The organism is Symbiopectobacterium sp., assembly GCF_051710365.1.
Classification (GTDB): Bacteria; Pseudomonadota; Gammaproteobacteria; order Enterobacterales; family Enterobacteriaceae; genus Symbiopectobacterium.
This window is the reverse complement of the sequence record NZ_JBPETA010000080.1, coordinates 1-13,883: the sequence shown is the minus strand read 5'-3', so window position 1 is coordinate 13,883 and position 13,883 is coordinate 1. Positions and strand designations below refer to the sequence as shown.

10 protein-coding genes and 2 pseudogenes are annotated in these 13,883 nt (G+C 53.9%); 6 read left to right on the top strand and 6 right to left on the bottom strand.

All coding sequences use genetic code 11. From position 1 onward, the window contains the following. Positions 1-177: 177 nt before the first annotated feature. The 5 genes and pseudogenes from pilQ to pilM all read right to left on the bottom strand — a co-directional run. Positions 178-1,188 (bottom strand): annotated as a pseudogene (gene pilQ, locus ACTBDZ_RS09265) (type IV pilus secretin PilQ); the annotation flags it as partial. Between the two features lie 116 nt (positions 1,189-1,304). Further along, entirely contained in the window at positions 1,305-1,682 is a 378-nt protein-coding gene (locus ACTBDZ_RS09260) for a HofP DNA utilization family protein (protein WP_438815103.1), read from the bottom strand. Further along, a complete protein-coding gene (locus ACTBDZ_RS09255) occupies positions 1,679-2,188 on the bottom strand; it encodes a hypothetical protein (RefSeq protein WP_438815102.1) in 510 nt (169 codons plus the stop codon). Before ACTBDZ_RS09255 ends, ACTBDZ_RS09260 begins: the two co-directional genes overlap by 4 nt. A 25-nt stretch (positions 2,189-2,213) precedes the next feature. Further along, complete coding sequence (locus ACTBDZ_RS09250; protein WP_438815101.1) at positions 2,214-2,807, bottom strand: PilN domain-containing protein; 594 nt, start codon at positions 2,805-2,807, stop codon at positions 2,214-2,216. Next, a complete protein-coding gene (gene pilM, locus ACTBDZ_RS09245; protein ID WP_438815100.1) occupies positions 2,807-3,658 on the bottom strand; it encodes a type IV pilus biogenesis protein PilM in 852 nt (283 codons plus the stop codon). Before pilM ends, ACTBDZ_RS09250 begins: the two co-directional genes overlap by 1 nt. A gap of 153 nt (positions 3,659-3,811) precedes the next feature. On the opposite strand from pilM, the gene mrcA reads away from it, so the two are divergent. Beyond that, positions 3,812-6,361, top strand: coding sequence for a peptidoglycan glycosyltransferase/peptidoglycan DD-transpeptidase MrcA (gene mrcA, locus ACTBDZ_RS09240; RefSeq protein WP_438815099.1), 2,550 nt, complete (start codon positions 3,812-3,814; stop codon positions 6,359-6,361). 93 nt (positions 6,362-6,454) lie between these two features. Here the strand turns inward: mrcA and nudE are convergent, their stop codons facing one another. Next, the gene (nudE, locus tag ACTBDZ_RS09235; protein ID WP_438815098.1) at positions 6,455-7,027 is read right to left on the bottom strand and encodes an ADP compounds hydrolase NudE; all 573 of its coding nucleotides are present in this window, start codon (positions 7,025-7,027) and stop codon (positions 6,455-6,457) included. A gap of 445 nt (positions 7,028-7,472) precedes the next feature. Here nudE and ACTBDZ_RS09230 point away from each other — a divergent pair. The 5 genes and pseudogenes from ACTBDZ_RS09230 (at position 7,473) to pckA (ending at position 13,704) form a co-directional block, all read left to right on the top strand. Beyond that, positions 7,473-9,624, top strand: a pseudogene (locus ACTBDZ_RS09230) (IgaA/UmoB family intracellular growth attenuator). Positions 9,625-9,691: 67 nt separating this feature from the next. Continuing rightward, positions 9,692-10,378 carry a GMP/IMP nucleotidase gene (yrfG, locus tag ACTBDZ_RS09225; protein ID WP_438815097.1) on the top strand — a complete coding sequence of 229 codons (687 nt, stop codon included), beginning with the start codon at positions 9,692-9,694 and terminating at the stop codon, positions 10,376-10,378. 43 nt (positions 10,379-10,421) lie between these two features. Next, positions 10,422-10,814, top strand: a complete 393-nt coding sequence (gene hslR / locus ACTBDZ_RS09220) for a ribosome-associated heat shock protein Hsp15 (protein ID WP_438815096.1) — start codon at positions 10,422-10,424, stop codon at positions 10,812-10,814. A gap of 164 nt (positions 10,815-10,978) precedes the next feature. Continuing rightward, entirely contained in the window at positions 10,979-11,851 is an 873-nt protein-coding gene (hslO, locus tag ACTBDZ_RS09215) for an Hsp33 family molecular chaperone HslO (RefSeq protein ID WP_438815095.1), read from the top strand. Between the two features lie 215 nt (positions 11,852-12,066). Continuing rightward, complete coding sequence (pckA, locus tag ACTBDZ_RS09210) at positions 12,067-13,704, top strand: phosphoenolpyruvate carboxykinase (ATP) (RefSeq protein ID WP_438815094.1); 1,638 nt, start codon at positions 12,067-12,069, stop codon at positions 13,702-13,704. Positions 13,705-13,883: the final 179 nt, after the last annotated feature.

Sequence of the window (13,883 nt, the reverse complement as noted above, 5' to 3'; positions counted from 1 at the left end):
GCCTTGTTATAGGAGGGCCAGTTAGTGATTTTAAAATTTTGTTTTGCCATGGAGACCTGATTTTGAAACAACTATGGTGATCTGATCCGATGATTACCCAAACTTTCTATTTATTCAACAAAGCCGTTGAAACAGTGAACCCAGCAGCGGCACTTTTCGTTCCCCTCGATTTTTTTATTGTTGAAAAATTCCACCCAACACAATCGTCTCACCATCAGACACCGTAACCTGGGTTTGAATTTCTTGTTTATCGATCGCGAGTGTTTCGCCATTGTCGCTCTGTTTAATCACCGGCCCTGGCAGGTTTTGGCTGATTTTCAGGTTGAGGATAATTTTGCCCTCACGCAGCACCGTAGGCGTCACTTCCATGCCCAATACCGCTTCTTTAAACTGGATGGCGGTCGCACCGCTAGCGCCGCTGGATACCTGATAGGGAATTTCCGTACCCTGCTTGATGCTGGCCATCTGCTTATGTGCAGTAAAAAGACGCGGGCTGGCGATGATTTCAACCTAGTTCTCATGCTCAAGCGCTGACAATTCTAAATCGAGCAATCTGCCACTCAAGCGCGCCAGATTGAATCCAACGCTACCCACTGGCGATTCCACCGGCAGGTTAACGTTAAAGTCATTCAGGCGCAGCGTTCGACTCGCTTGCGTCGGCTCACCCATGCCCCAACTCACCCCTAATTCCCGTAAACTTTCGCTGCTGATGGTGACGATGTGCGCGGCTAATTGTACTTGAGCAACAGGCCTATCCAGCGTGTCAATCCACGTCTGTAACTGCTGCACTATCGCCGGGACATCGCGCACCAAGAGGGTATTGGTGCGCGTATCAGCACTCACGCTACCCTGTTCCGATAACAGCGTACTGCGCTGTGCCAGCACGCTGGCGGCAACCTCTTGCGCATCGGCGTATTGCAGGGTGAAAAGGCGATTTTCCAACACTGTCTGACAAGTTTCTGTCGCGAGTGAAGACACCAGTAACACATTGCCCCTGCGCTCAATTGACAGCGCGCCCTGAAGCGCAACAATGTCTAACGCCTGCTGCCAGGGAACGTGGTTCAAGCGCAGGCTCATCACGCCGTTAACCTCAGGCGCAACCACCACATTCAACCGTTGGTGCTCAGCGAGCGCCTGCACGATTTTCTGCACTGGCGCATCGTCAAACGCTAATGAAATGGTTGGCATCAGCGCCTTGGCAAATACAGCATGTCCTCCCAGCAAGGCACACAGTAACACCCCCACAGCACTCAGCTTCCCTGGCCTTTTCATCTTGCTTCCCTCCGTGTGCAGCGCTGCAAAACTCAGCGTATCGCGCCATGGCGCGATGACCGTGCAACAGGCAGCGTTCGCACCCAGTGGCGTGCTTGTCCTGTTGCATCCACCACCGACTTTTCCACCAGAACACCGTGCTCGTCGATGGCGCTAATTGTCCACCCCGTGGATGCCAGCGCATCGCCCACGTTCACCATGAGCCAAGGTTCCCCTGGCGCAGAAAGCCAGCCAGACCACCCTGCGGTATCCCAAATCACACCTTCCAGCCGCCATCGCGCAATTTCATCCCCATCGACTGTGTGCCTGGCGGCTGGCTGAAAGGGATCGCGCCCTGTGCGTGCAAGATCGCTGAGTGCTACCGGTGAGCACAGCGCCAGCACCAGCATCCAGCCATGAGTCACTTTCATCGTTGCGCCTCCTCACCAGAGTCAGGAACAGCAAGCTGCATTTCCAGATGCAACACCTCGTGTTGCATATCAATGGAGAGCGAGTGAATATGCAGCGGTTGCGTGGACGCAGTGATGTGCTGAATGAGCATCAACGCACCAAAAAAGTCAGTACTTACTATCATTTTACACGGTTCTAGATGGGGGATGTTCGGATGTTGTAATGTTATTAATGCCGCATTCGATACAGAGAGCGGCAGCAGCAGGCGCTCTGTCAGCGCCACCGTCGCGTGATGAACCGGTTTATCCGGCAAGGTATCCCACTGTTGTTGCAACGTCGCCAGTGCGGGGAAATCATCCAAACGCAGTACCAACGCAGCGTTCTCCTCGCTCGAGTGCAAAAGATGTTGTCGCAAGCGCTCCACGGCGGCACGTTCCGGTTGCAGCACCGTGTAATACCCCAACGCGGCTAGCATTCCCATCACCAGACCTTGCACCAACCACTGCACCCATCGTGAGGTTGCCATAAACCTCAGCCACAGAGAGCGCGCACTACTCATCATAGGACTCGTCCTGCAAAGAAAGGCGCTCAACGTGCCAATCCGCCTGAAGGTGAAACGTCAATACCGGCACGTCACCCTCGAGTGACGCCATTATTTCCTGCCGTGTTTGCATCAGACGTACTGACGTCAGCACTGTTTCGGTTTCGAGTCGGGAACTGAAGTGCACGATGTCGGCATACTCATGGCTTCTACCCGTCAGATAGACCTTGCCATCCTGCACGGTGATGGCGGTAAGCCACAACCCATCAGGCACCCACTGCGCCAGCTGCTTTAACAGCTGTTCATAACCCCGGTTATGCACTCTGGTTTTATTTTCTGCCTGCTGCTGCGCGTGCCACTGTTGCAGGGCGACCATCAACCGTTGTACCTCGCGCAGTTGTGCGCTGTCATCGAGGTGCTTTTGTTGCAACGTGCGCAGCGTTTCCTCCATCGTGCCACGTTGTTGGTCAAGCCCCCCATGGCACACCGCCAACGCGATCAACAAGCTCCCCAGGAAAAACAGCAGCCGCAGCCACCAACGGCGAGTATCTCGTACCCATCGGCGTTGACGCCATGGCAACAGATTGACGCGAAAGGCGTGCATTAATCGTCCGCCCGCAGGGCCAAACCGCCCGCCACCACAAACTGGGACGGGTTAAGCGGCAGCGGCGGATAGGCTTGATGCAAAATGTCAAACGGCGACCACGATGCCAGCGGGTGCGCAGAGAACGGGATGTCCTCGCCGCATTCACCACTGTAATACGTGATTTCGCCGCGTTTACCAGTGTAGTGATTACTCACACAGGTAACGATATCGCCACACTGTGTCACCACGTCTTGTGAGATAACACCAAACGACAGCGGCTGTGATAACGGCGAAACCCACAGCCAGTGATCGGTATCAAGGCGGTGCAACAACAGGGAATCGGAAGCCACCCCCGCCAATTGGGCCATGGTGCGCAACGCGCAAGGTACAATATCCAGCACATCCGGCGTTAGCCCGGCACGATGCAGACAGTGTTGCCACTGCGCCACCTCCTCACGTTTGGCCACGGTGATCAGCAACGCCCCCGGTGACTGGGGCTCACTGCGATAGTCGAGCACCAATAATTCTCGACCAATGGGAAACTGGCGCGCCGCCTGATGGTCAATATACCACCCGCGCTCCGGCTCCCGCAGACTGCTGTCAGGGGCCGCCATAAGCTGCTGCAACACGCGCTGGGCCGGAAAGCCAACGCGCAGCGATATTCGGCGCGGTAGCACCCGCCGCCATTGCGTCAGGACATCGCACAACGCGTCGGAATGCTGTAAACTCCCCTCCCTTAATGTGTCCGCAGGCAGTGGGATTTGCCACCACTGACGCAGTTGCCAGCCATGGCGGCGGCGCTGTACGGCCAGGGCACGCAGACATCCGTTTTGTATATCTAATCCGACCTGCCAATGGTGATAAGCCATGTTCAATGCGACCTCTCCCTCGTCGTTGAGAAGGACACGCGTTGCTGAAAACGTGTGCTGAATAAAAGAACGTATCCACAGTGCAGGCTTACCTTTATACTAGCGGGCAATTGTTTAGAAACTGTCCACACGCTACTGAATGGAAAATTCCCGGTGAAGTTCGTAAAGTATTTATTTATCCTTGCAGTGACTTGCATTCTGCTTGGAGCCGCATCGATATATGGGCTATATCGTTATATCGAGCCTCAGTTGCCCGATGTAGCAATGTTGAAAGATGTCCGTTTACAAACGCCGATGCAGGTGTTCAGCGCCGACGGTGAGCTAATTGCCCAGTTCGGTGAGAAGCGTCGCATTCCGCTGAAGTTGGGTCAGATTCCGCCTGAAATGGTCCACGCGTTTATCGCTACCGAAGACAGCCGCTTCTACGAGCATCACGGTGTCGATCCGGTAGGGATTGTGCGCGCCGCCACTATTGCATTGACCTCCGGGCACGCATCGCAAGGGGCGAGTACCATCACGCAGCAGTTGGCGCGTAACTTCTTTTTGAGCCCAGAACGCACGCTGATCCGTAAGATCAAAGAAGTGTTTCTGGCGATCCGCATTGAGCAGTTGCTGACCAAAGACGAGATCCTGGAGCTTTATCTCAACAAGATTTATCTCGGATATCGCGCTTACGGGGTGGGTGCTGCCGCGCACGTCTACTTTGGCCGCTCCGTTGAACAACTGACGCTGAGCCAAATGGCCACCATCGCCGGTTTACCTAAAGCACCGTCCACCTTTAACCCGCTCTACTCCTACGATCGCGCCGTGGCGCGCCGCAATGTGGTGCTGGCCCGTATGCGCGATGAAAATTACATCACGCAGGCCCAGTACGATCAGGCGCGTAACGAGAAGCTGGTGGCCGACTACCACGCACCGGAGATTGCCTTCTCCGCGTCATATCTGGCCGAAATGGTGCGTCAGGAGATGGTGAAACGCTACGGTGAAGACGCCTATACCGATGGCTACAAGGTCTACACCACCATCACCAAGAAACGTCAGCTCGCCGCAGAAGAGGCGCTGCGCAATAACGTCATGGCCTATGATATGCGCCATGGCTATCGCGGCCCGGAAAAAGTGCTGTGGAAAGTGGGTGAAAGCGCCTGGGATCAAACGCGCATTATCAATGAACTGAAAAACACGCCTAACTACGGTCCGCTAAACCCCGCAGTTATTACCCAAAGCGATGCCGACAAAGCCACCGCGCTGATGGCCGATGGCAGCAGCGCTGTGCTGCCCCTGGCCGGTATGAAATGGGCGCGTCCGTTTAAATCCGACGTACTGCAAGGGGCGATGCCGCGCCGCGTCACCGATGTGGTGCAAACCGGCCAGCAGGTGTGGGTGCGTAAAGTGGGCAACGACTGGTGGCTGGGACAAGCGCCGGACGTCAACTCCGCGCTGGTGTCCATGAACCCGACCAACGGTGCCATTGAAGCGCTGGTGGGCGGCTTTGATTTCAATCAGAGCAAGTTCAACCGCGCCACGCAGGCGCTGCGTCAGATTGGTTCCAATATCAAACCGTTCCTCTACACCGCCGCCATGGATAAGGGGCTGACGCTGGCTACCATCCTCAACGACGTGCCGATCACCCGTTGGGATGCGGGCGCTGGCTCAGACTGGAGTCCAAAGAACTCTCCGGCAACCTACGACGGTCCGATTCGCTTACGTCAAGGGCTGGGTCAGTCTAAAAACGTGGTGATGGTGCGAGCGATGCGCGCCATGGGCGTTGATTATGCGGCTGATTACCTACAGCGTTTCGGTTTCCCGCAGCAAAACATTGTGCGTACCGAATCGCTGGCGCTGGGTGCTGCCTCCTTCACGCCGCTCCAAGTAGTCAGAGGCTATGCCGTGATGGCCAACGGGGGTTACCTGGTTGACCCTTACTTCATGTCCCGTATCGAGAATGACGCTGGTAACGCGCTTTTCAACGCAACGCCGAAAACCGTGTGCGACACCTGCAATCTGCCGCTGGTTTATGGTGAAACACCGCGCTCAACCGTACTCTCAACGGACAGCATGGAGAACGTCACCACTTCACAAGAGCAGCAGGGCACTGTGCCTCAACCACAGATTGATGCCGTCACGCCAACCGAAGCGCAGGTAAGTACGCTGCCGTATGCTCCGCATGTCATCAGTACGCCGTTGTCGTTTCTGATGAAGAGTGCGCTCAACAGTAACGTCTTTGGCGAACCCGGCTGGATGGGAACGGGCTGGCGTGCCGGTAAAGATTTGCAGCGCCATGACATCGGCGGCAAAACCGGCACCACCAACAGTTCCAAAGATGCCTGGTTCTCCGGCTACGGACCCAACCTTGTCACCTCGGTGTGGATTGGCTTTGATGACCATCGCCGCGATCTGGGCCGCAGTACGGTTTCTGGTGCGATTAAAGATCAGATATCGGGTTATGAGGGCGGCGCAAAGAGCGCCCAACCTGCGTGGGATGACTATATGAAAGTCGCCCTGCAAGGCGTAGCAGAACAGCCGCTGACACCGCCGCCAGGCGTCGTTACCGTCACCATCGATCGCTACACCGGTAAACTCTCCAGCGGCGGTAGCAAAAGCCGTGCGGAATATTTTATCGATGGCACTCAGCCTACGGAGTTTGAAGTCCACGAGGCAGGCACCACCTTGATGGAAAACGGTCAGAGCGAAGAGCTGTTTTAACGCTTCGCCACGGACGAGCACCTTACCGTCATTCCCGCGCAGGCGGGAATCGCTTACAAACCAAACGGATTATTTCTGCAAGCGTTCCCCGGCCTAGGCCGGGGACGATGAAGGTGTCTGTCCTGCCAACCACTCGCGCGTTAAAAACAGCGCACTGACGTTACGCGCTTCGCGAAAATCCGGTTCCTGCAACAGGCCCAGCAAATTATCCAATGGCCAGCGCACTGGAATCAGCGGCTCAGGCTCATCCCCTTCTCGCGTCTGCGGATAAAGGTCACGCGCGACCACGATATTCATGCGGCTGGAGAAATAGGAAGGCGCCAACGTCAGCGTCGCCAACAGCGACATCTGGTGTGCGCCGAATCCCGCTTCTTCCATCAATTCACGATTCGCCGCTTCAAAAACGGTTTCCCCCGGATCGATGAGCCCTTTGGGGAACCCCAATTCATACTGCTCGATACCGACGGCGTATTCGCGCACCAGCACCAGTTGATTGTCGATAATCGGCACAATCATCACCGCTTCTCGCCCCGAAAGGCGCATCCGTTCATACACACGGCGCACGCCGTTGCTGAACTCAAGATCAACCGATTCCACGTTAAACAGACGCGAGCGTGCCACCGTCTCTACGTTCAGAATTTTCGGTTTTTTCAGATTGTTATCCATAAATATATTCGCCCTACGAGGCATTCCTGCGACAGCAAAAAAAAAAACTGATATCCGTCAAAAAAAGGTGAGGAACCGGCACCTCTTTTTCCGTAACGGGAACGCCGCAGAATGCAAAAAAAACGTTAATTTTCTTTTTTGATGTTGCTCACATTGTGCGTTAACAGGCTATCTTACCGCAACTCTGAAAAGACTCAATTTACGCAATCGCAACAAATAACAAACATTACGGCTTTTCCCCGAAAAAAATAAAAGTCAACACATCACAATAAATTCAGATTTTCCCCATGTTTCCTTCTGATTTTCTCTTGGTAAGATCGGAGAAATATGGGAAAAATTTATTGCGTTAATGAGTGATTCAAGCTGATTAACAATGACATATGGATTATCACTCTCGGGATAAGTTTGCTAGTATCCAAATTATCAGCGTTGGAATGAGGATGGCATGAGCACAATAGTTATTCTTTTATCCCTATTGTTTGCCTGTCTTATCGTCATCGGAAGTTACACTGGATACCGTATGCGTCGCCATTTGCCCTTTACAAAACCGTCCTTCGCCGTCATGCACGCGCGAGAACGCACATTAACGCACGATGAGCGTGCCGCCATTGAGCGCTATTTGACACTCGCCAATCTGCAACTGTCAGCGTCCGGCACGTTGCCTGTGTTACAGCGTACTCGCCAGGATCCGCGCGTCTATGTGCTCACCCACAGCATTACGCGTTATGGCCTCACTACCAGCACCGCGAACAAATGGCGTTATTTTATTGATACGCAAGAGATACACCTGCCTGCTGACTGGGAACAGTACATCACCGAGAACAACCATATTGAGCTGATTAGCACCCGCTCAATCCCGCTGGTCGTTGCGCTCAACGGACATTCCTTGAGTGAATGCGTTGAGCACAGCGATCAGAGCATTTTACCGCCGCCGTTAATACCTGAGCGTAATGCCTCGATTCGAGAAGAGGGGAATGAACGCGCCGAGCTGGTTGCCGTTCGCAAGGAAACACGAGAAGAGTACGCAGTGCATCACGCCTCAGGCATTCGGGAATCACTGTTGATTTCATGGGCTTTTCTTCTATTTTTTATCAGTCTGATGACGCCGTTGGCGGTGATGCCCTGGCTTGCCGCTGCCGCCGTGCTGCTGGCGGCCTGGAGCTGCTGGCAGCTGTTTCGCGCCCCCTCCGAGCGTGAACTGCAAGAGGTACATTGCCTGAATGGCACGCCACAGTGCCTCGGTCTGTTTGGCGAATCGAACCAGGAGCAGATTGGCAATATTTCGCTGGGCAATATCGATCTTATCTATCCACCCCATTGGCAACCTTATATCGCCTACGATCTGGCGCAGAAAACCCAAGTCGATATCTATCTGAATCGTCAGGTCGTTCGCCAAGGCGAATTTCTCTCGCTCCACGAGGAAGTCAGCCGTTTCCCCCTCCAGCGCTTTGGAAAAAACCTGATTCTCTCTGCGGGTGCGCTACTGCCCCTTATCTTGCTGCTCAGCTTCTTGCCGTTGGAATTACCGCTCAACCTGAGCATGAGCTGGCTGCATAGCGCACAGAATATCAAAGTGGTACAGGTTGACGAATTGCAAAACGCCCACCTGAAAATCGGCGATAAGTTGGACATTCAAAGCACCGGCATGTGCGATGTGCCTGCGGGCAACCGCTATCCGAGTAACGTAAAGCCCTATGCTTTTACCCCATTTGATTGCTCTGCCATCTACTGGAACAAAGCCGGGTCGTTACCGCTACCTGAATCGGACGTGATCGAAAAAGCGTCAGCGCTACTGTCCGTGGTGAACGCACAGTTGCATCCCGTGACCAACGATGAAGGTAAAGTCAGCACGCAGCTCGCGTCCGCCATTCAGAAATCAGGTATGGTACTGCTCAACAATTTCTCTGATATCGTGCTGAAAACCCAGGATCTGTGTACACGTGAAGAGGATTGCACGCGGCTGAAAAATGCGCTGGTCAATCTGGGCAATGTGAAAACCTGGGATGCCTTGGTCAGACGCGCAAAATCAGGATCGCTTAAGGGGATGAACGTTCTGCTGCGCTCCGTTAATGCTGAATCGCTGGAATCGTTGGTGGTCAGCGCCACGGAGTCTTTTTTCTACCAAGAGATTAACGCGGCCACCGACTCGCTGAACAGCCCGCCACCCAGCGGCTTTCTTATCCGCAGCGACGAAGGCCGCCAACTCGTAAACTACCCGCTGCCACCCAAACCGTTTAATGAATATCATGCAACAGAGCAATGGCAAGAGTTGCAACGGCTTTCCGCCATGCTGCTGCACACTCCCTTTAGCGCCAAAGGGGTCATCACACAACTTCTCCACCGATGCCAACGGAACGCAGCACATCAATTTACGCAGCGATCCTGACGCCATCACGCTGTGGCGCTATTTCGGCACTGGGTTATTGATGCTGGTGCTCTCGGTGGTACTGGTTGCCAATCTGGTGCTGATGCTGGTAAAAATGCGCAAAAGCCAGCAGCGCGAACGTGATATCAAACAGTACTACGATGCGTGCTTTTCAACCCGACTCGCTACACCTATCTTGATGGAAGGCCGCGCCTACCGGATGAATGATTAGGCGCGTCTAAACACGACCCGTTGCTGACGACCGCAGACAGCATGCCAGCGCCGCTACCGGAGTACAGATGCAGCAAGATCTCAATTGGAATGATATCGATACCGTTATCCTGGACATGGATGGCACCCTGCTGGACCTGGCCTTTGACAGCTACTTCTGGCTGCAACTGGTGCCGCAGCGACTGAGCGTGGAAAGGGATATCTCCCTGAGGGATGCCAAAGCGGTGATTGACCAGGAGTATCACGCCGTTCAACACACATTGAACTGGTACTGCTTTGATTACTGGAGCGAACGCCTCGGTCTTGATATCTATCAGATGACCAGTGAAATAGGCGCACGCGCCCGTTTGCGCGCCGATACCGAGCCGTTTCTCACCGCATTGGCCGCCAGTGGCAAACAACGTGTATTGCTTACCAACGCCCATCCACACGGTCTGGCTGTCAAAATGGCGCATACCGGGCTCGACAGACACCTTGATTTATTACTTTCCACCCATACGTATGGGTATCCGAAAGAGCATCAGCAACTGTGGCAACAGGTGCACGCGCAGGTAGGATTTGATCCTGAACGCACGCTGTTTATCGATGACAGCGAACCGATTCTGGATGCCGCCAAAGCGTTTGGCCTGCGCTACTGCCTGGGGGTCACCAATCCGGACTCAGGCCAGCAGGAGAAATCCTTTGCTCGCCATCCAGCCATGAATGATTATCTGGCGTTCCTGCCCACCTTACGCATGGTGCAACGCGCGTCCTGATAATGCGTTTTATGCGCCAGACGTATATGAGCAAGAGGTTGATATGAAAGAGAAGACCGAGTCAGATGACGGTATTCGCCTGGACAAATGGCTCTGGGCCGCTCGATTCTACAAAACCCGGGCTGTCGCGCGCGAAGCCATCGACGGTGGCAAGGTGCATTACAATGGGCAGCGCACCAAGCCCAGCAAGCTGGTAGAACTGGATGCAGAAATCAAACTGCGCCAGGGCAACGATGAACGCACCGTGCTGGTCTCGGCCCTCAGTTCACAACGTCGCTTGGCACCTGAAGCGCAATTGCTGTATCGAGAGACCGAGCAAAGCGTCGAAAAACGTGAAAAGGTCGCCTTGGCTCGCAAGATGAACGCCCTGACAATGCCGCATCCGGATCGTCGTCCCGATAAAAAAGAACGGCGCGATCTGATAAAATTTAAATAAACGCCCTAAATAATTCGAGTTGCAGGAAGGCGGCAAGTGAGTGAATCCCGATGAGCTTACTCAGGTAAGTGATTCGGGTGAGCGAATGCAGCCAACGCACCTGCAACTTGAAGTATGACGGGCGCAGCGATTCAGAGTAGTTCCTGACCACTAAGAGAGAAACCATGTCCAACCATGACCAACTACACCGTTATCTGTTTGAAAATCATGCCGTTCGCGGCGAGTTGGTGACGGTCAGTAATACCTACCAACAGATTCTGGAAAACCACGACTACCCGGCACCGGTGCGCCTGATTCTGGGTGATATGCTTGCCGCCACCAGCCTGTTGACGGCCACGTTGAAGTTCAATGGCGATATCACCGTACAACTTCAGGGCGACGGCCCGCTGAAACTCGCCGTCATCAATGGCAATAATCAGCAGCAAATGCGCGGCGTTGCCCGCTTGCAAGGTGAGATTGCGCCTAACGCGACGCTGCGTGACATGGTAGGTAATGGCTATCTGGTGATCACCATCACGCCCGAGGAAGGTGAGCGCTATCAAGGGGTGGTGGGTCTGGAGGGCGATTCGGTTGCCAGTCGTCTGGAAAACTATTTCCTGCAATCCGAACAGTTGCCTACCCGGTTGTTTATTCGCAGCGGGGAGCATGAAGGCCGCCCGATTGCCGCAGGCATGCTGCTGCAAGTGCTGCCCGCCCAGCACGTCGGCCACGACGATTTTGATCATCTGGTGCAATTGACAACAACCATCAAAAACGAAGAGCTGTTTACCCTGCCTGCGAACGAGGTGTTGTATCGCCTTTACCATCAGGAATCGGTGACGCTCTACGAGCCGCAGGCCGTATCGTTTCACTGTCACTGTTCACGTGAACGTTGCGCAGATGCATTAATGACGCTGTCGGATGCCGATCTGCATGAGATGTTGGAGCAGGAACAAGAAATCGATATGCATTGCGATTACTGTGGTACTCACTACTTGTTCAGCGCCAGCGAAATCAGTGATATTCGTCACGCCAGCGCAGACGCCACAAGGCATTGATCGTAGAGATCATTAATACCAAGCTACTGACTAAACGGGCACTTCGGTGCCCGTTTTCATTTTTCGCCCCCACTGAAGAAGAATCGCTTCACTTAACGAAAATTAAACAAAACCATGTCTTAAATTATTTAATTTTATGATTGTTATCCCAGCTAAAATAGGCTTACTCCGTACAATGATTATCAGTATGACTATAACTATTGAGGAGTAGCGATATGCAGATCAAAGGTATTGCACCACAAGCCCTCGCCGCTTATGGAATCCGCGATGTCAGCGAGATTGTCTACAATCCGAGTTATGAAGTACTTTTCCAGGAAGAGGTCGCTCCCGACCTGGAGGGATATGAACGCGGCAGAGAAACCAAGCTGGGCGCTATCGCCGTCGACACCGGAGTTTTTACCGGTCGTTCGCCCAAAGATAAATATATCGTTCGTGATGACACCTCGCGTGAACACGTGTGGTGGTCGGATCAAGGCAAAGGCAAGAACGATAACCACCCCATGGCGCAAGAAGTCTGGAGCCACCTGAAACAGCTGGTGACCGAGCAATTGTCTGGCAAACGTCTGTTTGTCATCGATGCCTTCTGCGGAGCCAACCCTGATACTCGTCTGAAAGTGCGTTTTATCACCGAGGTTGCCTGGCAGGCCCACTTCGTCAAAAACATGTTTATTCGCCCGCAAGAGGATGAGCTCACGCAGTTTGAGCCCGATTTCATCGTGATGAACGGGGCGAAATGTACCAATCCACAATGGCAGGAGCAGGGGCTGAACTCAGAGAATTTTGTCGCCTTCAACCTGACGGAGCGGATCCAACTGATCGGTGGCACCTGGTACGGCGGCGAAATGAAGAAAGGGATGTTCTCGATCATGAACTACCTGCTGCCGCTCAAGGGCATCGCCTCCATGCACTGTTCCGCCAACGTCGGTGAAAAAGGGGATGTGGCCATTTTCTTCGGCCTGTCCGGCACCGGAAAAACCACTCTGTCCACCGATCCGAAGCGCCAGTTGATTGGCGACGACGAGCACGGCTGGGATGATGATGGCGTGTTCAACTTTGAAGGCGGCTGCTACGCCAAAACCATCAAACTGTCGAAAGAAGCGGAACCTGATATTTACGGTGCCATCAAACGCGACGCGCTGCTAGAGAATGTCACGGTACGGGAAGATGGCAGCGTGGATTTCAACGATGGCAGCAAAACGGAGAACACCCGCGTCTCCTATCCCATTTACCATATTCACAACATCGTCAAACCGGTTTCCAAAGCGGGACACGCTCGTAAGGTGATTTTCCTGACGGCCGATGCTTTCGGCGTTCTGCCGCCGGTATCGCGCCTGACGCCCGACCAGACGCAGTACCATTTCCTGTCAGGCTTCACCGCCAAACTGGCTGGCACAGAGCGCGGGATCACCGAGCCTACGCCGACGTTTTCCGCCTGTTTTGGTGCGGCGTTCCTGTCGCTCCATCCCACGCGTTATGCAGAAGTGCTGGTAAAACGCATGAAAGCAGCAGGGGCACAAGCCTATCTGGTGAACACCGGCTGGAACGGTTCGGGAAAACGCATCTCGATTAAAGACACCCGCGCCATCATTGATGCCATTCTCAATGGCAGCATTGATGATGCTGAAATGCATACGTTGCCGATCTTCAATCTGGCTATTCCGCGCTCACTGCCCGGCGTCGATGTTCAGATTCTGGATCCGCACAACACCTATGCCAGCCGGGCGAAGTGGCAAGAGAAAGCCGAAGATTTGGCACAGCGTTTTTGCACCAACTTCGACAAGTATACCGACACCCCTGCCGGCCAGGCGCTGGTGAACGCCGGACCAGAAATTGGGGCGGAAGTCACACCATAAAACGCAAAAGCGCGGGCTTGCCCGCGCTTTTTTCTGCTGCGTTAACCGCCGTGTTTCACCCGTCATTCCGCACCTGATTTTTCTTTTTTCGGGACTTGACGGTATTCTGAAGTTCTGAATTTATTACTGCTTTTTGCAGACCAATCAGCATGAGTACTCCCCACGTTACCATCCGTAAC

Excerpts from the sequence above, each read along its gene's own strand:
- ACTBDZ_RS09260 (WP_438815103.1), bottom strand. The coding sequence starts at position 1,682 with ATGAAAGTGACTCATGGCTGGATGCTGGTGCTGGCGCTGTGCTCACCG.
- ACTBDZ_RS09255 (WP_438815102.1), bottom strand. The coding sequence starts at position 2,188 with ATGGCAACCTCACGATGGGTGCAGTGGTTGGTGCAAGGTCTGGTGATG.
- ACTBDZ_RS09250 (WP_438815101.1), bottom strand. The coding sequence starts at position 2,807 with ATGCACGCCTTTCGCGTCAATCTGTTGCCATGGCGTCAACGCCGATGG.
- pilM (WP_438815100.1), bottom strand. The coding sequence starts at position 3,658 with ATGGCTTATCACCATTGGCAGGTCGGATTAGATATACAAAACGGATGT.
- nudE (WP_438815098.1), bottom strand. The coding sequence starts at position 7,027 with ATGGATAACAATCTGAAAAAACCGAAAATTCTGAACGTAGAGACGGTG.
- yrfG (WP_438815097.1), top strand. The coding sequence starts at position 9,692 with ATGCAGCAAGATCTCAATTGGAATGATATCGATACCGTTATCCTGGAC.
- hslR (WP_438815096.1), top strand. The coding sequence starts at position 10,422 with ATGAAAGAGAAGACCGAGTCAGATGACGGTATTCGCCTGGACAAATGG.
- hslO (WP_438815095.1), top strand. The coding sequence starts at position 10,979 with ATGTCCAACCATGACCAACTACACCGTTATCTGTTTGAAAATCATGCC.
- pckA (WP_438815094.1), top strand. The coding sequence starts at position 12,067 with ATGCAGATCAAAGGTATTGCACCACAAGCCCTCGCCGCTTATGGAATC.